The sequence below is a fragment of the Bacillus sp. OTU530 genome, assembly GCF_038440375.1.
Genome location: NZ_JASATP010000011.1, coordinates 1 through 22,230 on the forward strand (window position 1 = coordinate 1; position 22,230 = coordinate 22,230).

Below are 22,230 nucleotides of genomic sequence, written 5' to 3' on the forward strand. Positions count from 1 at the left end.
AGCGAACCATTCAGTGCCCCTTTAGGGGTTGGTCAGTAACAAAGGCTTTCAGCCGTAGAGCAAACCACCCGTTCTCACGGGTGGTTTTGACTTTTGGTTTTTAGTAATTTTAAAATAGCTCTTTAATTGCAGGGAAATAAGCCGTTTTATTGGAATATTATGTAAAGAGGAGGTTGTTTTTATGACATTATTTATAATACTTGCTGTAATCTGCTTTGTCCTGTTTTTAGGCAGTTCTTTATTAAGAATGGATGTAAACAGACATAGATATAGTACAAATAGTTTTAAAAAAAATCATATTGATAGCCCTATGTATATTCATAATGGCTCAGCTTGGACAACTTCTGATTCTTCCTACTCAGATTGTGGATCAACAGATTCTGGAGGATTTGGTGGAGGAGATGGTGGAGGCTGTTCATAAGGTGAAATAAAAGGAGGCAGAGGAAAGTCTCTTCTTACTAGGGGATTATAAACAGGTAGGTTAGTAACCTTATTTCTGATAAGCTATCTTATATCAACCAGTCACCAAAGGGCTGGTTTTTTGTTTGTCTTACCGTAAAACCTTACCACCGAAGACAGACTTATTTTTCACTTCTAGCCTAAGAAATAATGGATAAGTAAAGCTTTTTGATAAGTAAGTCTGACCTGTCTAGATTTGCGAAATCATCTCATAAAACCCTCCAAAATGAAATAAACCCTTTTGTTAAAATTGCCTAACAAAAGAGTGCTTCATTCAATTTAATCAGCCTTTTGTCAGAGCATTCGGTGTCCATCAGGGTTATAGACAATGCTACCCTAATGAAAAACGAGAATATTCGTTATCTCAGCGTTTTCAGCGTTTCTGCTTCGGTAGAGATGCTTTTTTGCTTTCCTGAAAATTAATGAGGAATAAGTTCAAAGCTGACATACCTGCTAAAATGCAGTAGAAGGTGGACGAGCTAAACGAGAAGAGGAACAACGTATTGGATTGACAAGAATTACGTATAATGGAAATTAAGGTAAAAAATTACATAAAGTTATTATATTTCACACATTGGATAAATTATGTATTAAATAGAGCGATTGATGGAGGTACATTTTATGACGGAACATAAAATAGAAGATAGTAAAATGCCGCAATTCCCAGAACCCTATTGGAGAGATTTGTTAGAATTTCCGTCCTTTCCAAAGCTTGATAGGGATATTGAAGCAGATGTAGCAATAGTAGGAGGAGGCATTTCTGGAATTATCACTGCCTACTTGCTTGTACAAGAAGGATTACAAGTAGCCCTTTTAGATGCTAGTACCATTTTAAATGGCACCACTGGTCACACCACTGCCAAAATCACTGCACAACATGACTTGATTTATGATGAATTTATTAATCATTTAGGGGAAGAAAAAGCTAAACTTTACTATGAGGCCAACAACGAAGCGTTGCTTTTTATTAAAAATATGGTTCAGGAGCATAACATCGAATGTGACTTTACGGAAGAAGATGCTTATATCTATGGAAATACCGATTCTTCTGTTAGTAAGATAAATCAGGAATATGAAGCCTACAAGAAGCTGGGAATTGCCAGTCAATATGTAGAAAGTATTCCTCTCCCTTTACAAGTAAAAGCGGCTATTGTCATGAAACAACAGGCACAATTCCATCCGTTAAAGTTTTTGCTTCATCTGCTTCAAGCTTTTGTCAAAAACGAAGGTATGATTTATGAAAATACAACAGCAGTAACTATTGAGAAAGGAGATCGCCCGAAAGTTATCACAAGGGAGGGGTATAGTGTTACATGCAAAAACGTTGTATCCTGCTCGCATTTTCCTTTTTATGACATGCCTAACTTGTATTTTACACGGATGTATGCAGAAAGATCCTATGTACTCGGAATAAAGGCAGAAAAAGACTACCCTGGTGGAATGTATATAAGTGCAGATTCCCCAACACGTTCCCTTCGTTATACAACCTTTAACGGAGAGAAACTCATCTTAGTCGGGGGAGAAAGTCATAAAACGGGTCAAGGGATACCTACAATTCAGCATTATGAAGCATTGGAAGCTTTCGGAGAGGAAGTTTTTGGTATAAAAGAAATCCCTTACAGATGGTCTGCCCAAGATTTAATCACCTTGGACAAAATCCCTTACATTGGCCGTATCTCAGACAATCAATCCAACATCTTTGTCGCGACGGGATATCGAAAATGGGGGATGACAAATGGAACCGCAGCTGCCTTATTGCTGAGGGATTTAATTATAGGGAAGGAAAATCCTTATACGGAATTATATAGTCCTTCAAGATTTCATGCTGATCCAAGTATTAAGAACTTTATCAAAACAAATGCCGATGTGGCGAAGCATCTCATTGGTGGGAAAATAGGAATTATTTATAGAACCCCAGAGGATGTCGATATTGATGAAGGTGCTGTTGTCAATGTAAACGGAGCAAGGGCTTGTGCATACAGAGATGAGAAAGGATGCTTACATCTCGTCGACTCCAATTGTACTCACATGGGATGTGAACTTGAATGGAATAATGGAGAGCGGACATGGGATTGTCCTTGTCATGGTTCAAGATTTTCTGTAGATGGCGATGTAATAGAAGGACCAGCAGAAAAGCCTTTGAAAAGAATAGAATTAGAATAACCCTTGATACTTAGCGGTAGTTATCAGTAACCTTGCCAGGAACGAAAAAACTGCCAAGCATTAGCTACTCTATGATTCAGGTTGCCTTGTTGAAAAATAGCTTACAGAATCTATGATAGACAAAGTATAAGAGCGGGATAATTTGGACAAGACTGACATTGAAAAAGGAGGTTTTGTCCATGAAATATACTCGGAAATGGCTGTCTTTTATTGTTCTTGCTGGAGCTTTGTCTGTTACAGGCTGCGGTGCTTCCGGAACTGGAGAGGGCGCACAACAAGCGCCGAAAGAGGAAGCTCAATCTGTAACTCAGCTGCAGCCTGATCTCAAAACGGGAGTGAACAGCGTGCTGCAGGAGGTGCAAAAGCTAGAAAATTATTTAAAAACCTCATCTCAGCAAGAAACGATTAACAAGTTTGGAAAAGAGATCGCTAAAAAATGGGACTCATTTGAAGAGGATGTAGAGAAAGCATATCCAGATCAATATACCAAAATTGAGGCGAATTTATATCCTCTCATTGCCGAGACAGGAAAGCAACAGCTAGATATAGCCAAAATTCAGGAGTTGGTTAAAAAGGTACAAGCGGATTTGAACATATTCCTAAAGCAGCTTCAATCGTAATTGGAGACTCTTGATGTGTTAAAATGCGACGGGGTTATATGCAAAAAGTCATTGACAGAAGAATCATAACTATAATATGATTATTTCAAATAGTCGAATAAATCTCCTAAAGGGGAGTAGCTTTTACAACAAAGTCGTCATTTCGGAGCTGTATTGCTTCCGGCTTTGTTGGCAACATAATGTTGTTAGCAAGACCTTTACTTTTTCTGTGGTAAAGGTCTTTTATATGTACGTAAAAAACCTTTACCAACAACGGTAAAGGTTTTTTTGCGCTTTGCGTGCCCAGCTAAGCTGGTTATACAGTATTTACAATGAAAAGAGAGGTAGATGGAGCTATGAAAAAAGTTAAAGTATCTTTATCAGAGTTAATCAGAAAAAATAAGGAGGAACTTTTAAAAGATAAGAAACAACTTGAGAGAATTGAAAAACGTATCGATGAAAAATATGTAAATGCTAAATAACACTATTGTATAAAAAATGTAATATCAAATGACAGGATGCTTTCTAAGAAGAAGCTTGATATTACCTAGACATTTTTCGTGGTGCTATGACTTCTAAATAGTATGCAAAGCAATGTTAGTTGGCTTTTGCTTAGATGAATTGCCCTAATCAATAACATAGATCGTTTTTTCAGCGTGGAAATGAGGAGTGTATACGAGTGGAGAACTGGATTACAAATATCATAGAACAATTCGGATATATGGGGATTTTGTTATTAATTGCCTTGGAGAATATATTTCCGCCGATCCCTTCAGAGGTTATTTTGACGTTTGGCGGCTTTATGACTACTACGACAAATTTAAGTGTAATGGGAGTTGTGCTGTTTGCTACGGTTGGGTCTGTAGGTGGAGCTGTTATGTTATATGGTATTGGCCTTCTTATGGATGTAAATAAGCTAGAGAAAATAGTCGATAAATGGGGCTTTATTCTGCGCTTGACGAGAAAGGATATTTATAAGGCAAATGCTTGGTTTACAAAATATGGGGTATGGACTGTGTTTTTTTGCCGGCTTATCCCGTTAGTAAGAAGCTTAATCTCGATTCCAGCCGGTATGTCACGTATGAACTTCGTTGTGTTTCTCTTGTTGACAACGCTTGGCACGCTTATCTGGAATGTGATTCTTGTAAATTTAGGTGCTGCAGTAGGTGGTTCCTGGGAGAGTATTGTAGGCTATATGGATATATATTCAAATATCATTTATGTAGGTTTGGGAATTCTTTTTCTGCTATTTGTAGTGATGGCTATCAGGAAAAGGAAAGCAGTGGAGATGAAATAAGCAAGGCTATGGGGGAGTCCCTATAGCTTTTTATACTGTATTAAGGTATAAACTTCCAGATATCAGCCATTCGGCATAGTCGGAAAGTTTAAGAAGACAGCGTAAGTGCAACTACACTCCGGTCTTTGCCTAACAACTCGCCAATGAGATGAGCTATGCTGCATAAATAGGGATTTTAAAATTTCATGTAATGTATTAATTTTTATTTAAAACATATGCCAATTAATTTTTCAACCTTCCCAACCTCCTCGAAATTTTAACTATTACTTATAGCATTAAGGATTATGAGGAAAACTAAATTTTGTAGAATATGGAAGGGGTGGAAGCCTGATGAGAAATTTAATTTATTTTCTGAATGATAAAATGGAAGCAGAACAATTAGCAGAGGATCTAAAGGTTCAATTAGAAATCAACCGCTTTAGGAATGTGATGGTAGTACCTGTTAATGAGAAAAAAGAACTCATTATCCAAGTTCCTGAGGCAAACGGAGAATTAGAAGAAGCAGTAGAAGCTTTTATGGCGGACTATAAAGAAGGGGTAATGCTGGAATAAAAAAACAGCACAGAGGACATTAGCCTCTGTGCTGTTTTTTTACACTGTAGAAAAGTAGTAATTTCCAGCTGGAAGTCATTTGGCGTAGTGGGAAATTTTCGGAATACAGCGTAACTACACCTTTGTCTTCTAGACTTCTGAATCAGGCAAGATCGGACGAAATGTTACAGGAGATGTTAAGACAACTGAGGTATATAAGTTACCATAAGGCATCAAGCGATCTACAAGTAAACGTAAGCCATCCATCCCTGATACAGCTGCTTTCATAAAATACCCAATATGACCTGTTACACGATGACATTCAATAATATCCGAGTCTTCAGCAACCATCTTCTCAAACTCAGTTGTAGATACTTTAAGATCGCTGATTTGGATAATTAAGAGGGTATCCTTTCCTATCTTAGCTGGAGAGATTCTCGCAGAGAAGCCTTCGATGACTCCACGCTCTTGAAGCCGAAGCAGCCGTTCGGTAATGCTTGGCCGGCTTAAGGACAATTTCTTAGAAAGGTCGCTAACAGTCATACGAGCATTTTCTTGTAAAAGATGAAGTAAATCAATATCAATTTGATCCATATTCATGCGCCTCTCATAATGAAGGATATTTTAATGAAACGTATTCAATATGTAAACTGAAATGGTGATAAAATGTTTATTTTTTTATGTAAAACCTCCATTTTAAATTATATCATGTAAATGGTAAATGTACATATACTGAAACTGTTTGGTAAGGAGAAGGTTATGAAGAGATCATTCTACATAGTATTAGGATGCTTACTTACGAGTATCGGAACAATTATTTTACAACATGCTCATGTTATGACAGGGGGAACCGCCGGACTTTCATTGATTTTAAGCTATAGGTTAGATATTCCTTTTGGTGCGGTATTTTTTCTAATCAATATTCCATTTTATGTGTTAGCGGCTAGAGTAATGGGCTGGAGCTTTACAGTAGCGACCCTTGTTTCTGTTACCTTGGTGTCTTTTATGACAGGACTCGATCGATTGCTTCCTGGTTTTTCTATTCCTATGCCTGTTGGGGCTGTGCTAGGTGGCGCAATTATTGGCTTTGGAATATCAATGTTGTTTATGAACCGTACTTCGCTTGGAGGTACGAATATTCTTGCGCTTATCTTGCAAAAAAAGCTGAATTGGAATCCGGGAAAACTTAATTTCACATTTGATTTTCTTGTTGTGTGTTTCGGATTTTATTCTGTAGGGGTAGTACAGGGTTTACTCTCTATTTTATCCATTGCAATTACCTCCAGCGTCATTAGCTATTTTAAAAGCAAGATTGCGGCTAGCAATCAGTCTACTCAACATCATGGCTATGTAAAGCAATACTCAGCTCAGACAACGATTAAAGCCAGTTAATGAAAAAGCAGGTTTCTCTGCCTTAGGGTAGGAGTATCCTGCTTTTTTACAATGTAGGAAAGTAGGAATTTCCAGCTGGCAGCCATTCGATGCGGTCGGAAATTTGAGGAATACAGTAGAAGTGCTACTGTTCCTCTGTCTTAACCAATCGGTGAGTTTTCTTTAAATTACGATATAGAATTGGATGATGCTATAATCACTCAATTGGATGAGTACAAAAGGTGTTTTTGATTTTATACTTTAAGTATAAATTTCTAGCTGGCAGACCATTCGACGTAGTGAGAAATTTTAGGAATAAAGTATAATACGGAGAGGTTATAAATGAAACGTTGGACAATTGAATGTCTGTTACTTGCTGTTGTTGTAATTTGGGGTATTAATTATACGATTGGAAAGTATGGGGTCGTCGAATTAACTGCTATTGATTTTACTGCAATTCGGATGCTGATAGCTGCTCCTTTATTATTATTTATTACATTAGGGATAGAGCGTTCTATTCTTATTAGACGGGAAGATCTAGGGCGCTTAGTGATTGTGAGTATAGTGGGAATTACTCTTTATCAGACGCTATTTATGGAAACCATTAAATATATTTCTGCGACGAATGCTTCCCTTTTAATTTCGCTATCCCCTATTTTTACAACGATCTTCTCCTTGTTAATGAGACAGGAGAGATTTTCAATTCAAAAACTGCTCGGCTCTCTTACAGCATTTATAGGAGCTGCGCTTGTATTGCTTGTGCAAGATCCAGCAAATCATCAAAAAAATGTAGTAATGGGTACGATGATTGGGATTCTTGCATCTGTGAGCTGGGGAGTGTATCCTATTTTGGCAAATCCATTAATAAACAAGTATTCTGCTTTAAGAGTGACAGCGTGGTCAGCTATGATAGGAGCTGTGCCATTATTCTTGTTAAGCAGCTCAAATTTGCTTTCTCTCTCTTTTCACTTAAAGCTTACAACCTGGCTAGCATTATTGTATTCTATTCTCTTTGTTACAATCTTCGGTCTTGTTGCATGGTATGTAGGAGTCCAAAAAATTGGTGCGACGAATACCATGGTATATATGTATGTAACGCCTTTAGCTGCGGTTTTATTTGCAGCTATCTGGGCACATGAACATGTTTATTTTCAACAGATTATCGGAGGCAGTATCATTTTTATTGGGTTATGGCTTGTAAAACATAAGAGAATCGTCCGGATGAGCAGAGCGGAGCATGATTAATTCAAAGCTGGTTTGTTATCTATTTAATTAGGTTCAAAAAACAGTCACTTGTGTAAATATACTAAAACTTACTGATATTTAACTAAAACAGCTTCTTTTGGAATGAAAGGAGCTGTTTTTCTATTCCATGAGTATATGAAATATATAGCAAAATACATACCAAATACGATTACTATTTGTTATATGATTACTAATATTGACCCGTTACTTTAAGTGTAATTCTTCACAATCCGTTTAGTAAATCAAATAAGCAAAAGGCGATGCCCTTATTCAAGCACCGCCCTCGAAAATGATAGTTTTTAAAAACACGTAAACGAAAGAATTCTCCTTGTATCAATACCAAACATCATCCAAAACCTGCCATTCCATCTGAAACTAGCAACAGATCTTGGACCTACGAAAATGGGATAAAACCAAAACCCTTCACCATTGTTGAGCCATATAAAAGTATTACGAAACAGGCACAACCTAATTGCTCCTGGATCAACAGCAAATGGTGAAGCAACTGCTTGTTGAGGAATAAATGATGGAGGAGGAGCAGTTGGGGGTTGTGATCCGGGTAGACCTGGTAAACCCGATGGTCCCGGAAACTCAGGTCCTGGTAACCCCGGTAAACCTGGTGGTCCCGGAAACGGGGGCGCTGGTAAACTTGGAAATTGACGCTCCAATTGCTGATCATAATTTATATAGGAGTATACTGTCTGATCATACATTTAAAAGATCACCACCTTATCTAAAATAAATTTCTAAAGTATTAGTATGTTGTACTGTTCCTTTATGAAGCTCATTCGCAGTCTAAATTACTGCCCATTTGCTTCCGAAACATATTGTATTTGGCAATTAAAAAATGGTTATGGCAGTATGTTTTTTGAATGTAAAAAAGCCGAAAATATGCAAGAAATAAATAAAAATTTGCATATTTTCGGCTTGTTGATAATTTCAATTTATTTTAACACATAATGCATTAGTCAGCTTTCACAGGTTCTACCGAAAATTTCTATATCACTATATAAAGTAAAAGTGCAAGGGGATTTGTAGTAGTAAAATCATTGTAGAAGGCGAGGTTTATGCTTTAAATCGCGCCCTTTTATTAATAAGATTTCGTATATGTTTTGGTACATATACGAAATCTTCAAACTAGTAATATCACCGCTTAACTTTGTTTTGGTATAGATTTTACTCTATATTTTTGTGTGGGGCCGTTTTTTTCTATAACTTTTGGAGGTTGTGTCTGTTGCTCTTACATTTTAAGAAAGGCCAAATTTCTAGCTGGGGGACTATTCGACGCAGTGAAAAATTTGAGGAATAAAGTATAACTGCAACTACGCCTCTGTCTTCGCCAATCGGCGAATTTTCTTTAATAGAAGCAAGGAAAAAGCAGCCCTAGGCATTTTCTGGTCATTGTAAAAACAACCCAAAAGGATACTTACATAAAAAATATTCAACATCTAAACCTCTTTAATCTTCATAAACGTTCTGCACATGAAAAAAATAAACGATATAATGAAAAAAAAGATAAAGAAGAGGTACATCATATGTATAAGCCTGAGTATTATATTGTTTTTGATATTGAACGGAATTTTAGGCCGTATCAGTCGGATATTCCGGCAGAAATTGTGGATATAGGTGCAATTAAAATTGAAGCGTGTACGATGAACGTAGTGGCTAGCTTTTCCTCTCTTGTAAAGCCAAAATCCTCTCTTTCTCGACATACAACAAAACTAACAGGAATTACAAAGCAGGATATAAGGGAAGCGGAACGGTTTCCTCAAGCGATTGAACGATTTCGGGAGTTTGTTGGAGAAGAGTATATGCTAGTAACGTGGGGAAAGGAGGATTACTCTTTTTTGAAGGAGGACTGTGCGTTGCACGGTGTAGAATGTCCGAATTTAGAGAAGGATAGACGCTTTGATCTACAGAAATTTGTCTTTCACGCTTATGAGGAGTTATTTCCTAATCAGCCAAGCTTGAAGCTGGCGGTTGAGAAGCTTGCTTTACAGTGGGAGGGTGAGCAGCACCGTGCGTTCGATGATGCGAAAAATACTACAAGTATTTTTCTAAAGGTAGCTATGGAAAAGGATTTATATGGTTCATATAGAAGACAGAGCGAGCCGCTGCTTTTGGAGGAGGGAGTACTTACAGATAAAGGAAGAAAGAAGCTGACCCGCTGGGTGTTTAAGGAGTTGAAGAAGGGACAGCACTCTTCGTTGACATGGGGGGCTTTTACAAAGAGCCGTACATGGGAAAATGCACTCGATCAGCATGACTTTGACGATACAGCTTTACAGCAGCTGCAAGGGTATTTTAAAACGGCTCTGCGTAAAGCAAAACAACAGTTGCATGCATTGAATGCGTTGAAAAAGAAAAGTGACGGAATGGATCAAAAGCCAATCTAGGTTTGAGTGATAACCATAAAAATATTATGTAAACAGATAAGTTTATTCTTATCATAAATATATGCTTTTCGGGAAACGTAAGAAAGAATATGGGTGGAGAGAGGGGAAAGACAATGAAGACAACAAAGGCCATCATATTTTTTCTTTGTTTCTGTATGATCCAATCTGCAGCAGCTGCTGCTAAACTTGAGGATGAACATACACCAATTAGCTTCAAAGTTGAAATGCTTCCGTGGAAGCAAGTAAATGAAGTGCTGCCGAACAAATCGAAATTTACCGTGATAGATGTGGAGACAGGTTTGCATTTCAGGGTGCAAAGAAGAGCTGGCAATAGACATGCTGATGTACAGCCTTTAACGAGGGAAGATACAAAAATTATGAAAAAAATTTACAATGGCAAATGGAGCTGGAAACGAAGAGCAATCATTGTTTTATCTCATGATCAAATGATTGCCGCTTCTATGCATGGAATGCCGCATGGTGCAGGGGCACTTATAAATGGCTTCCCAGGGCACTTTTGTATTCACTTTGCTGGAAGCACGACACATAGATCGGGTCGCGCTGATGTATCTCATGAGATGATGATTTTGAAGGCAGCGGGGAAGCTAGAAGAGTATTTGCAGTATGCTGATCCTTATCAAGTAGTGAACACGTTTACGGTTGCCGTGAATCAACAGGATGCGAGCATGTTAGATATGGTCATCACAAACCCAAGTAAGGCAAACAAGCTGCATCGTGCTGTTTCAAGAATTGAGTCCATCAGATTTGCAAATCTTCCTTCACGGTCTCAAAAGAACACAAGTGAACTGCTGTGCATGGAATTTGCATTAAAAGCGGATTTATATTTGAGAGAGGAAGGGAAGAGCAAAAAAACGGTTCGTTTTATCATGCGGCGTGATCATGTAGCAGATCGGTGGAGAATTGACTCAACTGCTTTATTAGAAAGTTTTATCAAATAGTTCTATAAGGTCTAGTAATAAAGTAATAAAACAAAGGAGGGAGAGAAATCTTTTTTTCAGCTCATCATAATCACCATTTTAAAGCCTATTCCTTTGAACATATTTTCATGATAGGAGTATTACTAGCTGGTCTTGCAGTAATCTTTGTATACCGTCTATTTTTTCGGCGGCATGAGGATGCTTTTATTCGTACTGCACTTTTGTTGCTAATCGGATTTGAAGCAGGATATCATAGTTGGCTGATTTGGGATCATTCATGGAAACTTAGTACATCCTTGCCGCTTGAATTGTGTGATATCAATATGTACATATGTATTCTGCTTTTATACACTAAACGTTTTTTATTATTTGAGATTCTATACTTCAATGGCATAGGCGGAGAGCTGCAGGCCATTTTGACTCCTGCTTTATCCTTTTCATTTCCGCATTTTCGGTTTTTTCATTTCTTTTTCGTACACTCTATTGTGATTTGGAGTATCGCTTTTTTTGTATTTGTTAAGCAATATCCAGTATATGTCCGTTCTATTTGGAAAGCATATGTTTTTTTGCATATAGCAGCAGGAGTCGCTTTTATAGTGAATAAGCTGACGGGTGGAAATTATATGTTTTTGGTGCATAAACCACGGAGTCAATCCTTGCTGGATATACTTGGTCCATATCCATGGTATCTTCTATCCTTAGAAGGGGTGACTATCGTCATATTTTTTCTGTTGTGGCTTCCTTTTCGTCGACGAGAAAGGATTATGTGAGTGATTTGTTATGCGGATAATCCGATTGGATAAAAAGGGTTTCCGTTAGTGCCCACAAAATTAAGTGCATGAGGTTTTTTTATTGACTAGAAGGATGTTGCTCTCCCTTGTTGAATGTAAAAATAGAGGGAGTGATAAAAATGAAAATAAAGGAGCTCATCGAACAACTGCAAAAAGTGTCTAACCAAGAAGCTGAAGTTTTGGTAAATCATTGGCTTGTTGCTACTAAATCGGATAAAGTGATTGTTAGCTTAAGTAAAGTGCAAGATGTAGTGTTTCCAGTTGACGGAGAGTTCAACACAATTACAATTAATACTGAAAAAGTAGAAGAGGATATTTGAATGATATTAGCTGAAACATCCTTGATTGGATGTTTTTTATTTTTCCTAAGTGACTATATAGGTTGAATTTAATTTTTGCATCTTGTTACAAAGCCTATTAATAACCTTCTCAGAGGTCTTATTAATAGATACCACTTTTTGCTTCATCTCTTCTGAATAACTTGAGATTGAAGGAAATGTTTGTGTAATTTCATTCACCGTAATTTAAGAAATTTTAACATATGGAAAACATCTTTTTATAGCATTTTCTTAGCTTAGTGGTTATAGAAACAACAGCCCTAATTTCCATCGACGAACATGTTGTTTTAAAACTGGATGTAAATGTACAAGAAGATTCATTTCGCAAAAAAGATGGCGCGATAGACCTTGAGGGGCTAAATAGGCATGTATTAGTATAAAGGAAAGTAAAAGATAAGTAATAACCTGATTCCTTAAATGGGATAAGGAGAATGAAAATATGATAAAGGAGGTGGATTATGCTTAAGGCTGCTGTTGTAGGAGTTAATAATATTGGCAAGATACACTGCCAAAACTACGTAATGAATCCGGATACTGAACTTGTGTGTGTATGTGATTTGGATGAAGAACGGGCACGATCGATTGCGAATCAGTACGGGGTAATGGCTTATACGGACATGCAGACCATGTTACATAATGAAGAAATCGATATTGTTAGCATTGCTACCGCAGGAGAGGAGAACGGTGGACATCATTATGCACCAGCTATTATGGCAATTGAAGCGGGGAAGGATGTCTTAGTTGAAAAACCTATCTCCAATCATATAGGAGAAGCAAGAGAGATGGTTCGCCTTGCTGCGGAAAAACATGTCCGATTAGCTTGTAATTTAAACCATAGGTTTGTACCATCTGCTTATAAGGGAAGAGAGCTCATTGATAAAGGAGCTTTAGGAACGCTATTATTCATTAATATGAAGTTAGCTATTAAGAATCAAAAGGAAATGACTCCTTGGTTCCATCTTCGGGCATTGCATCCACATTCTATTGATGTTATGCGTTATTTCGGAGGAGACATTCAGAGGGTACAAGCTTTCTTAACACAGGCACCGGGGAGAACGAGCTGGTCTACGGCATCCATTAACCTCGAATTTTCCTCAGGAGCAGTCGGTCACTTGACCGGAAGCTATGATATGTCTATGCGCCATCCAATTGAGCATTGTGAGGTTGCAGGGGATAAAGGCAGATTTATCATCGATAATGTGTATGAGAATTTTACATTTTATCCTCATGAAAGTGATGGGCTCGTAGTACTTCGTAATTCTATTATGACAGGTGTTGGAAGTTTCCATGAAACATTTAAAAATAGGCTTGATCATTTTATCAGTCAAGTGAAGGGAGGAGTTGACCCGAGCCAAGTCGATGCTTCAGGCTATGATGCACTTGCATGTCAGGAGGTGATCGAAGCAGCAATTCGCTCTCATAGGGAAAACGGAGCAGTCATAGAGGTTCCTCAAGTGAAAAAAACGGTAGTGAAATAACTAATAAGAATTAGGTGTCTATTAGTAACTTAGAAATTCATCCTCAAAAAATCTACTTAAAGAATACTTTTATATGTTATTCCTATGACATTTCAAAAAGACTGAATCCGGATCATTTCATTTTTTTAATAATAATTTCTGATTTTATTTTTCTTAATATTAGATTAATTACATATCGGTAAAGGGGGTGTTTGTTTTCTGGCTCTTCTTGCTAGCATGATGAATTAAAGAGGTAACAATCTTCTTAGAAAAACAGACAGCCTTAAAATGAGCAATAATAGATAATTCTAATCGGTTATAAATAATTGAAAACGGTTTCAACTTTGTGTATGTTTCTATATTTTATCTGTTTGTGAATTCATTGCTGAATGAGGGGGAGATAAAAATGCTTAAATTGAAATCGAAAATTTCCAAATCGTTAGCGGTTGGGATCGCACTTTCTACTATATTGGCAGGGTGTAGCGGAAATAGTGAGTCAACAAGCGGTAGTGAGTCTAATTCAAATAAGCCGGTTACTCTTACGATGCTTTTGGGGGAAACGCAGAACACACCGGGTTTTCAAGCTGTTGTTAAAAAAATTGAGGAAAAGTACAATATTAAGACAGAGGTAGAAGTACATCCAGGTGGACCAGAAGGCGAGAATATCATGAAAACACGTCTTGCTACAGGAGAGATGGCCGATTTAACAATCTTTAATTCGGGTTCATTATTAAAAACGTTAAATCCTGAGCAGCATTTCGTGGATCTTACGAATGAGCCATTTATGGATAAAGTATCAGATTCGTATAAAAAGGTAGTATCTGATAATGGAAAGGTTTTTGGCATTCCTGCTTCCTCCAGCCAGGTTGGCGCATGGCTTTATAACAAAAAAGTATATGCAGAGCTAGGTCTTTCTGTTCCGAAAACATGGGATGAGCTGATGGCCAATAACGAAAAGATAAAAGCGGCTGGCAAAACTGCTGTAATAGGTTCATATGCTACTAGTTGGACATCACAGCTCATTTTACTTGCAGATTACTATAACTTGCAAGCTGAAGAACCAAATTTCGCAAAAGATTATACGAAAGGGAAAGCAAAGTATGCATCAACTCCTGCTGCCCTTAGAGGGTTTGAAAAATTGCAAGAGATTGGGCAAAAGGGCTATATGAATAAAGACTTTAATGCAACTACCTATGACCAAGCTATGCAAATGCTTGCTGAAGGTAAAGGTGTCCATTATCCAATGCTGACTCAAGCTCTTCCAATCATTGCTAAAAATTATCCTGACAAGATAAATGATATTGGCGTCTTCCCGCAACCAGGTGATAGTGCGGATAAAAATGGATTTACTACCTGGATGCCTAATGCGGTCCTCATTAACAATAAAACAGAGCATCTAGAGGCTGCAAAAAAATGGTTAGAATTTTATATTTCTCCTGAAGGTTTAGAAACTTATGCGTCTCAATCTAAGAATATTGGACCGTTTGTAATAGAAGGTGCTTCTGTTCCTGATGATGCATATGAGGCTGTCAAGGACATGATGCCATACTTTGAAGAGGATAAAGTAGCCCCTGCTCTTGAATTTTCTACTCCGATAAAAGGTGCTAACTTACCACAAATTACTCAACAGGTTGGCGGTAATATTACATCCGCGAAGAAAGCTGCAGAGATGTATGACAAAGATGTTGAGAAACAGGCGCAGCAGCTTGGCCTTGAGGGATGGTAAACCAATGCTTTTACACTTTAAGAAAGTATAAATTCCCAGCTAGAAGTTAATTCGACGTAGCGGGGAATTTTAGGAATAAAGTGTAAGTGCAACTACACCTCTGTCTTCGCCCAAGAGCAGGGCTCGCCAATCGGCGAGTTTTCTTTAAAAAATAAATAAAAAGAGAGCGCTTACAAGAGGTGCCTCCAAGATAGTGACCATCATATTTGGAGGCGGCCTCTTGCTCGTTCTAAAGGAAATAGGAGGGATAGACAAATGAATAGTGGGACAAAAAACATGTATTCTTATGCCTTTCTCATACCAGCAACGATTATTTACACTATATTATTCTTAGTGCCGACAATTATGTCATTATTTTTCAGCTTGACCAGATGGACACTTTTTGACTGGCAGTTTATCGGATTTGAGAATTACCTGAACTTTTTCTCCGAGCCCTCACTTCGTATCGGTTTTAAAAACACCCTTATTTATGCCTTTACTACGATGGGGCTAAAGGTAATTATTGGACTTTTACTTGCACTATTTCTTTGTTCTAAAATTAGAAACAAAAATTATTTGAGATCCGTTGTTTTTTTTCCGGCTCTGCTAAGTACAATTGCAGTCGGTGTTGTATTTAAATCAATGATGCATCCTACTTTAGGGCTTATTAATAAAACGCTAGAGGCACTAAACATCCCGGGTATCGACTGGCTGGGTAATCCTCACATTGCGTTGTTATCCGTTGCTTTGGTAGACGTATGGAAAGGTGTGGGGATTGCTACAGTTATATTCATTGCGGGTATCATGGCCATTCCGTCTGAGTATTACGAGGCGCTTAAAATCGATGGAGGAAATTCATTTCAGGAATTTGTCCATTTAGTACTCCCATTGTCAAGACCTGCTATGAATACAGTTATTATTCTAGCGCTTATTGGTGGATTACGTACATTTGACCTTGTTTGGGCAATGACAGGAGGAGGACCGGGATTTACAACCGATTTACTTGCCTCCATTGTTTATAAACAATATGCCGGGGGCTTCTACGGACTTGCGACAGCTGGTAATGTTCTCTTGTTCCTATTTGTAGGACTTATTGCGTTTCCGATCTTTAAACTACTTAACCGAAAAGAGGTGGATCTATGAGCATTAAGCATGAGGATAGTAATGTTGTCCTGCAAAACAATTTCGTAACGGAAACGAAAACGGAGACAGTGAATAATAAAAAGAAGAATAGATTACTTGCTATTGAAAGTTTTGCTGTTCTGGTATCTATTATTCTATTTGGGATACCGTTTTACTTTGTTATTATTAATTCGATGAAAAGTGGTAAGGAAGCTGCCGAGATGAATTTAGCCTGGCCTAGCGCTTTTCACATGATTGAAAACTATAAAGAAGTACTTACGGTAAGTAACGGTGTTGTTCTTCGTGCTTTCTTTAACAGTACGCTGATCACTATTTCATCGATAACAATTTTAATTCTCGTATGCTCTATGGCAGCATTTGTGTTACAACGTAGAGAAGGAAAAATTTCAAAAAAGGCTAACTATCTAATTCTAATGGGGCTAATGATACCGCCTGCCATCGTTCCAACGATTTGGGTTATGCAAACGATTGGTTTGTTTAAAACGTTACCAGGGATTGTTCTGCTCGAATCTGCACTGCATTTCTCATTTGCATGTATGCTATATAAAGCTTTTATGGCAACCATACCGCGTGAGCTCGATGAGGCAGCCCTCATGGATGGCTGCAGCAGCTTTAGATTCTATTTCCAAATCATACTGCCGTTATTAAAGCCGGTAACATCAACAATTATCGTTCTATCGTCAATTCAAATTTATAACGATTTCGAAAACATGCTTTACTTTTTCCCAGGTGCAGAGAATGCAACTGTGCAATTAACGCTTTATAACTTCATGGGCATGTTCGGGACTTCCTGGCATTTACTATTTGCTGATGTGCTGCTCATCTCTATTCCGCCACTGGTTCTATTTATTTTCTTTAACAAGAAAATTGTTGCAGGAATGACGGCTGGAGCTGTTAAAGGATAAAAATCAAAAGGGGATGGCTGTATAGACCATGTCGATGGCTCAATAAACAATGAATGGAAATTTTTGTAGTTTTACTATTTAGATAAGCGAAACAGAGGAGGAGATTACCGAAATATAATCGGATTTGTAAGCGCTTATATTAAGTAGTTATACGAAAATTTTTGATAAAGGGGAGACCGGAATGAAACTAGGCGTCAATTCAGTTCTATTTGGCGGATATGACCTAAAAACAGCTGTAGAGTATATCAAATTTAGCGGGTACAAGGGGATTGAACTAGCCTCTATAGTTGGGATGGCGGAGCACCTGAGCGACACGGCAAGTGATGCTCATCTGCATGAAATTCGAAAGCTGGTAGAAGATACGGGACTTGAATTGTATTGTGTTGAAGCAGCTACCAATATTTTAGTTCCTGAAAATCTGGAACGAACAAAAAGGGTATTTGCGAGAGCTGCAAAATTAGGGATTCCTATCGTGACAGTAGGAAGCTCGGGTGAATCCGACAATGAAGAAAAAACGGAAGCTTCTATTTTAGCAATAGAAAAACTAGCTCAAGCAGCAGGGGATGTGGGCATACGATTTGCACTTAAGCTGCATTACGGTCAAAGCATTTACAATACGAAAACAGCTCTTCGTCTTATGAAAGAAGTCAAACATCCAGCACTCGGGCTGAATTTTGATGCCACTCACGTGGGACGTGTAGGAGACGATCCAGTTGCTGCTATTGAAGCACTAAAGGACTATATTATTCATAGTCATATCCGTGATACTTTCATTGAACAGTTGAAAATTGCTGCGCCAGAATATCAAATTGCTGGCAGAGGAACTGTGCCGTTGAAGGACGTAGTCAATAAGATGGTGGAAATTGGATATGAGGGTGCTACTGTATTAGAAATTATCGGAGCAAAAGATTATGAGTTGCCAAAGGTAGTAGCTATCGCGGCAGAAAGCCGTGGATACTTAGGTCGTCTGTTCCAAGAAGCTAGGGAAAGAAAGGAGAATGTAATATGCTAAAAGTTGCCGTTGTGGGGGTTAATAATATTGGGAAAATTCACTGTCGCTACTATAGCCAAAATCCAGATGTTAAGCTTGTGGCAGCCTGCGATTTAATCGAAGAACGTGCAAGAGCAATGGCTGATTTATATGGATGTAAGGTCTATACGGACATGAAAGAAATGTTAAGAAATGAAGAAATAGATATTGTTAGTATCGCTACTTCGGGTGAAGAAAATGGTGGAGATCATTTTGAGCCCGCAATTATGGCGATAGAAGCTGATAAGGATGTTCTAGTAGAAAAGCCAATCTCCAATAATATTGAAGAGGCTAGGGAAATGGTTCGTTTAGCTGCAGAGAAAAATGTCCGATTGGCTAGCAACCTAAATCACCGTTTTGTTCCTGCAGCGTATAAAGGAAAAGAGTTAATAGATAAGGGAGAGTTAGGAACTCTATTATATTTAAATATGAAGCTTACGATTCAAAATCCAAAGGAGACAAGTCCATGGTTCCATTTACGTGCGCTGCACCCGCATTCAATTGATGTGTTGCGTTATTTTGCAGGTGATATTAGACGAGTGCAGTCATTTATGACGAAAGCACCAGGACGAAATATTTGGTCTACAGCTTCAATCAATCTTGAATTTGCATCTGGGGCAGTTGGCCACTTAACAGGAAGCTATGATTCTGCCGGCCGTCACCCGATTGAATATTGCGAAGTAGCAGGTAATAAAGGAAGATTCGTTATCGATAATGTTTATGAAAACTTCACTTTTTATCCACATGAGCGGGACGAATTGTTGGTTCTACGTAATTCCATTATGACTGGGGTCGGCAGTTTTCAAGAAACATTTAAAAATAGACTTGATCATTTCATAAAACAGGTTAAAGAAGGGGTTGCCCCTGATCAAATAGAAGCTTCAGGTGCACACGCGCTTGCAGGACAAGAGGTGATCGAAGCAGCTATTCGCTCCCAGATGGAAGACGGTGCCGTCATTGAGGTTCCCCAAGTTAGAAAGGCGATGTTGCAATGATCGGGAAAAAAAGCTGGATTATTCCAGATGGTTTTTTACAGCCTAAAAGCCTGGGGGAACAGATTAGTCATGAAGCAGTATGCGTTTTGAATTTAACAGAAGAACACGCATCCATTCGGTTAACCTTTTATTTCGAGGATATGGATCCGATGGAAAACTTTATCACTGAATGTGGTGCAAGGAGAACCCATCATATTCGTCTAGATAAAATTGTGGACCAAGATGGTAAACAAGTACCTAGAAATGTCCCATATGCGATAAAAGTAGACAGCTCCGTACCCATTGTCGTACAGCATAGCAGGTTGGACACTTCCCAGGAAGCATTAGCATTGTTTACGACAATGGCATATCCTACGGAGTAGTTTTATTATCGGGGATTAGTGGAATAGCAGCTCCTTTAAATAACATGCTACATGTTGAATTGACAGGATAACGAACATATCTAGTGAAGAAAGAGAGGCGGAACACTATTGAGATTAGTAAGCAGCCAGTTCATGAATGAAAAGGAATTTCCTTTTTATATCCGTCGCTATATTCATACTAGTCATAACATGCCGTCTATTCATGACCATGATTTTGTAGAACTGGTTTATGTTGTTGATGGTGAAGCAACACATGTGTTTGAAGGAGAACATTACGATATTTTTGCCGGAAATGTTTTTATTATTAATCCTGGAGAGATACATACCTATCATATTAAGCCAGGAAAACGCTTAGAAATTATTAACTGCCTGTTTATGCCATCCCTTATTGATAAAATCTGGTTGAATTACTTGGGGATATCAGAATCAATGGACTACTACTATATTCATCCATTTTTAGATAAGCATGAACGGTTTCATCACTGCTTACATGTAAAGGGAACAGATGCTGGACATGTTCTTGCGTTATTAGACGGCATAGCTGCTGAATTTGAGGAAAAGAGAACCGGATACCCAACCCTTATCCGTCTTCAATTGGTTCAGGTGCTTATACAGCTATCCAGAATTTATGGAGAGCAGCAAATCACAACGAAACATGCTTCTTTGCGTTCACAGGAAAGAAATACACTCATTCAAAGAATTTGTGGTTATTTAGAAAGACATTATGATCAGAAGATTTCGCTTGCAACCCTATCAGAATTATTCAATATTAGCTCAAGGCATCTTAATCGGGTGTTTAAAGAAGAAACTGGAAAAACAGTGATCGAGGCTGTTCATCAAATTCGTATCGACAGGGCAAAAAGTCTCCTTCTTGAATCAAATGAAAAAGTTCTTTCGATTGCGATTGAAGTTGGATATGATGACCCGGCATTTTTTACTCGGTTATTTAGCCGGCAGGTTGGATGTTCACCTGGAAAGTTTCGTGACTCTTTCATCAATGATAAAGCTCTGTAATTAGACTTTAATTGAATGAAGTAGACTTTTGATGGAATGTTTTAAGAACTCTTACTTTCTTAGGAGGAAATCGAAACTATGAAAAAACCAAATGTGATTTTGTTCGGTATTGATAGCTTGAGACGAGATTATATGAGCAGTTATGGATATCACCGCTTGACCACCCCTCATATGGATAAAATTGCAAAGGAAGGAGTTTTATTCGAGAAGCATTTTAGCCCTAGTATTCCAACTACTCCAGCTTATGCTTCTATGCTGACTGGTATGGATTGCTTTGGAACAGACGTTGTTGCACTACGGCACGAAGGTCCTTTAGGTGATCACGTTCATACATTAGCAGAGGTTTTAGGGGACAATGGCTATAACACAACTTGTGTAGGCTTTACCGGGAATCCTTCATCAAGAGGATTTGACCATTATTTGGATTATGAGGCATGGGTCGCCGATGAAACCGGACGGTGCCCTAAAGCAGAAAATTTGAATGGAGTAGCTATTCCAGAGTTAAAACGACTAGCCAGGGAGGAAGAGCCATTTTTCTTGTTCCTTCGTCATATGGATCCACATTCACCATATCTTCCTCCTCGGCCGTTTGAAAGAATATTTTACGATGGAAATGAGAAGGATCCTGAAAACAAATCGATGGAGCCTGTATACAACTTTAAGCCGCATGCGGACTTTTTTAAGTCCTGGATTCCTGAGGGTGTGACGGATGAAAAATACGTTTCGGCACAATATGAAGGGGCTATTGCCTATATGGATGCGTGCATCCAAAATATCTTTGCAACTGTTGAAGCCTTAGGCATCGAAGAAGAAACGTTAATCGTTATTACCTCTGACCATGGTGAGACACTTTACGAGCATGATTGTTATTTCGATCATCATGGAATATATGATAATTGTTTAACGGTTCCGTTAATTTTGAAGTTTCCTGGTAAACTTCCTGAAGGAAAAAGGTATTCTGATGTAAGCTTAATCCAAGATATCATGCCGACAATTCTTGAACTTATTGGAATTGAAACAAATATTCTATTTAATGGACGTAATCTTGTTCAACTAATAAAGGGTGAAGAAGTTCCTTCGGTAACGGAGTTTTATATTACAGAATGTACTTGGATGCGGAAGCATGGATGGCGGACACCTGAGTGGAAATTGATTCAGGCTCTCGAACCGGATTTTCATTTCAAGCCAGAGATTGAGCTCTACAATTTAATTGAGGATCCTAATGAAAATAATAACGTAGCACAGCATGAACCTCATATCGTAGCAATGCTTCAAAAGAGAATGAAGGATTACATTGCAAAGCGAGAGGAGCAAACAGGCAGAACCAATCCGATGTTCACAAATACAAATTACCATGGACAAGGTGACGGACCAATCAAGACATCTGAGGAAGCATATGAGAAGCTATATCTTGGGTCAATTACAAGTGCTAGAGCCATTCAAGCCAAAGAAAAACAGGATGTAAAGTAAGGAAAAGAAAAGGAGTTGACA

At 38.2% G+C, this 22,230-nt stretch carries 23 protein-coding genes; 21 read left to right on the forward strand and 2 right to left on the reverse strand.

Features of this window, described 5'->3' with window-relative positions; all coding sequences use genetic code 11:
• Positions 1 to 181 precede the first annotated feature (181 nt).
• From AAHB12_RS10315 to AAHB12_RS10340, 6 genes are all read left to right on the forward strand, one after another.
• The gene (locus tag AAHB12_RS10315; protein ID WP_342045252.1) at positions 182 to 421 is read left to right on the forward strand and encodes a hypothetical protein; all 240 of its coding nucleotides are present in this window, start codon (positions 182 to 184) and stop codon (positions 419 to 421) included.
• Between the two features lie 674 nt (positions 422 to 1,095).
• Positions 1,096 to 2,622 carry an FAD-dependent oxidoreductase gene (locus tag AAHB12_RS10320; protein WP_446715545.1) on the forward strand — a complete coding sequence of 509 codons (1,527 nt, stop codon included), beginning with the start codon at positions 1,096 to 1,098 and terminating at the stop codon, positions 2,620 to 2,622.
• A 179-nt stretch (positions 2,623 to 2,801) separates the two neighbouring features.
• Entirely contained in the window at positions 2,802 to 3,242 is a 441-nt protein-coding gene (locus AAHB12_RS10325; RefSeq protein ID WP_129726344.1) for a hypothetical protein, read from the forward strand.
• Positions 3,243 to 3,577: 335 nt separating this feature from the next.
• On the forward strand, positions 3,578 to 3,703 hold the full coding sequence (locus AAHB12_RS10330) for an FbpB family small basic protein (RefSeq protein WP_129726343.1): 126 nt from the start codon (positions 3,578 to 3,580) through the stop codon (positions 3,701 to 3,703).
• A 197-nt stretch (positions 3,704 to 3,900) separates the two neighbouring features.
• Entirely contained in the window at positions 3,901 to 4,518 is a 618-nt protein-coding gene (locus tag AAHB12_RS10335; protein ID WP_342045254.1) for a DedA family protein, read from the forward strand.
• 330 nt (positions 4,519 to 4,848) lie between these two features.
• Positions 4,849 to 5,070: a hypothetical protein gene (locus AAHB12_RS10340; RefSeq protein ID WP_129726341.1), complete on the forward strand. Its 222-nt coding sequence runs from the start codon at positions 4,849 to 4,851 to the stop codon at positions 5,068 to 5,070.
• A 129-nt stretch (positions 5,071 to 5,199) separates the two neighbouring features.
• Here AAHB12_RS10340 and AAHB12_RS10345 read toward each other — a convergent pair whose 3' ends face one another.
• Positions 5,200 to 5,643, reverse strand: coding sequence for an Lrp/AsnC family transcriptional regulator (locus AAHB12_RS10345; RefSeq protein ID WP_342045255.1), 444 nt, complete (start codon positions 5,641 to 5,643; stop codon positions 5,200 to 5,202).
• 165 nt (positions 5,644 to 5,808) lie between these two features.
• On the opposite strand from AAHB12_RS10345, the gene AAHB12_RS10350 reads away from it, so the two are divergent.
• On the forward strand, positions 5,809 to 6,441 hold the full coding sequence (locus tag AAHB12_RS10350; protein ID WP_342045256.1) for a YitT family protein: 633 nt from the start codon (positions 5,809 to 5,811) through the stop codon (positions 6,439 to 6,441).
• A gap of 321 nt (positions 6,442 to 6,762) precedes the next feature.
• Positions 6,763 to 7,665, forward strand: coding sequence for a DMT family transporter (locus AAHB12_RS10355; protein ID WP_342045257.1), 903 nt, complete (start codon positions 6,763 to 6,765; stop codon positions 7,663 to 7,665).
• A gap of 299 nt (positions 7,666 to 7,964) precedes the next feature.
• On the opposite strand, the gene AAHB12_RS10360 is transcribed toward AAHB12_RS10355, so the two are convergent.
• Positions 7,965 to 8,378: a collagen-like protein gene (locus AAHB12_RS10360; protein WP_342045258.1), complete on the reverse strand. Its 414-nt coding sequence runs from the start codon at positions 8,376 to 8,378 to the stop codon at positions 7,965 to 7,967.
• A gap of 822 nt (positions 8,379 to 9,200) precedes the next feature.
• Between AAHB12_RS10360 and AAHB12_RS10365 the strand changes: the two genes are divergently transcribed.
• From AAHB12_RS10365 to AAHB12_RS10425, 13 genes are all read left to right on the forward strand, one after another.
• A complete protein-coding gene (locus AAHB12_RS10365) occupies positions 9,201 to 10,061 on the forward strand; it encodes an exonuclease (RefSeq protein WP_129726336.1) in 861 nt (286 codons plus the stop codon).
• 113 nt (positions 10,062 to 10,174) lie between these two features.
• Positions 10,175 to 11,020 carry a hypothetical protein gene (locus AAHB12_RS10370; protein WP_342045259.1) on the forward strand — a complete coding sequence of 282 codons (846 nt, stop codon included), beginning with the start codon at positions 10,175 to 10,177 and terminating at the stop codon, positions 11,018 to 11,020.
• A gap of 47 nt (positions 11,021 to 11,067) precedes the next feature.
• A complete protein-coding gene (locus AAHB12_RS10375) occupies positions 11,068 to 11,769 on the forward strand; it encodes a YwaF family protein (RefSeq protein ID WP_342045353.1) in 702 nt (233 codons plus the stop codon).
• 140 nt (positions 11,770 to 11,909) lie between these two features.
• Entirely contained in the window at positions 11,910 to 12,110 is a 201-nt protein-coding gene (locus tag AAHB12_RS10380; RefSeq protein WP_129726333.1) for a hypothetical protein, read from the forward strand.
• Between the two features lie 476 nt (positions 12,111 to 12,586).
• On the forward strand, positions 12,587 to 13,606 hold the full coding sequence (locus AAHB12_RS10385) for a Gfo/Idh/MocA family protein (protein WP_342045260.1): 1,020 nt from the start codon (positions 12,587 to 12,589) through the stop codon (positions 13,604 to 13,606).
• 385 nt (positions 13,607 to 13,991) lie between these two features.
• Positions 13,992 to 15,311: an ABC transporter substrate-binding protein gene (locus AAHB12_RS10390; protein ID WP_129726331.1), complete on the forward strand. Its 1,320-nt coding sequence runs from the start codon at positions 13,992 to 13,994 to the stop codon at positions 15,309 to 15,311.
• A 255-nt stretch (positions 15,312 to 15,566) separates the two neighbouring features.
• The gene (locus AAHB12_RS10395; protein WP_129726330.1) at positions 15,567 to 16,433 is read left to right on the forward strand and encodes a carbohydrate ABC transporter permease; all 867 of its coding nucleotides are present in this window, start codon (positions 15,567 to 15,569) and stop codon (positions 16,431 to 16,433) included.
• Positions 16,430 to 17,338 (forward strand): carbohydrate ABC transporter permease, encoded by a 909-nt coding sequence (locus AAHB12_RS10400; RefSeq protein WP_342045261.1) that lies wholly within the window; start codon positions 16,430 to 16,432, stop codon positions 17,336 to 17,338. The genes AAHB12_RS10395 and AAHB12_RS10400 overlap by 4 nt, the downstream gene beginning before the upstream one ends.
• Before the next feature lie 181 nt (positions 17,339 to 17,519).
• On the forward strand, positions 17,520 to 18,350 hold the full coding sequence (locus AAHB12_RS10405; protein ID WP_342045262.1) for a sugar phosphate isomerase/epimerase family protein: 831 nt from the start codon (positions 17,520 to 17,522) through the stop codon (positions 18,348 to 18,350).
• Positions 18,344 to 19,363: a Gfo/Idh/MocA family protein gene (locus AAHB12_RS10410; protein ID WP_342045263.1), complete on the forward strand. Its 1,020-nt coding sequence runs from the start codon at positions 18,344 to 18,346 to the stop codon at positions 19,361 to 19,363. The genes AAHB12_RS10405 and AAHB12_RS10410 overlap by 7 nt, the downstream gene beginning before the upstream one ends.
• Entirely contained in the window at positions 19,360 to 19,725 is a 366-nt protein-coding gene (locus AAHB12_RS10415; RefSeq protein ID WP_129726326.1) for a sensory rhodopsin transducer, read from the forward strand. The genes AAHB12_RS10410 and AAHB12_RS10415 overlap by 4 nt, the downstream gene beginning before the upstream one ends.
• 108 nt (positions 19,726 to 19,833) lie before the next feature.
• Positions 19,834 to 20,739 carry a helix-turn-helix domain-containing protein gene (locus AAHB12_RS10420; protein ID WP_129726325.1) on the forward strand — a complete coding sequence of 302 codons (906 nt, stop codon included), beginning with the start codon at positions 19,834 to 19,836 and terminating at the stop codon, positions 20,737 to 20,739.
• A 78-nt stretch (positions 20,740 to 20,817) separates the two neighbouring features.
• Positions 20,818 to 22,209, forward strand: a complete 1,392-nt coding sequence (locus AAHB12_RS10425) for a sulfatase family protein (RefSeq protein WP_342045264.1) — start codon at positions 20,818 to 20,820, stop codon at positions 22,207 to 22,209.
• Positions 22,210 to 22,230: the final 21 nt, after the last annotated feature.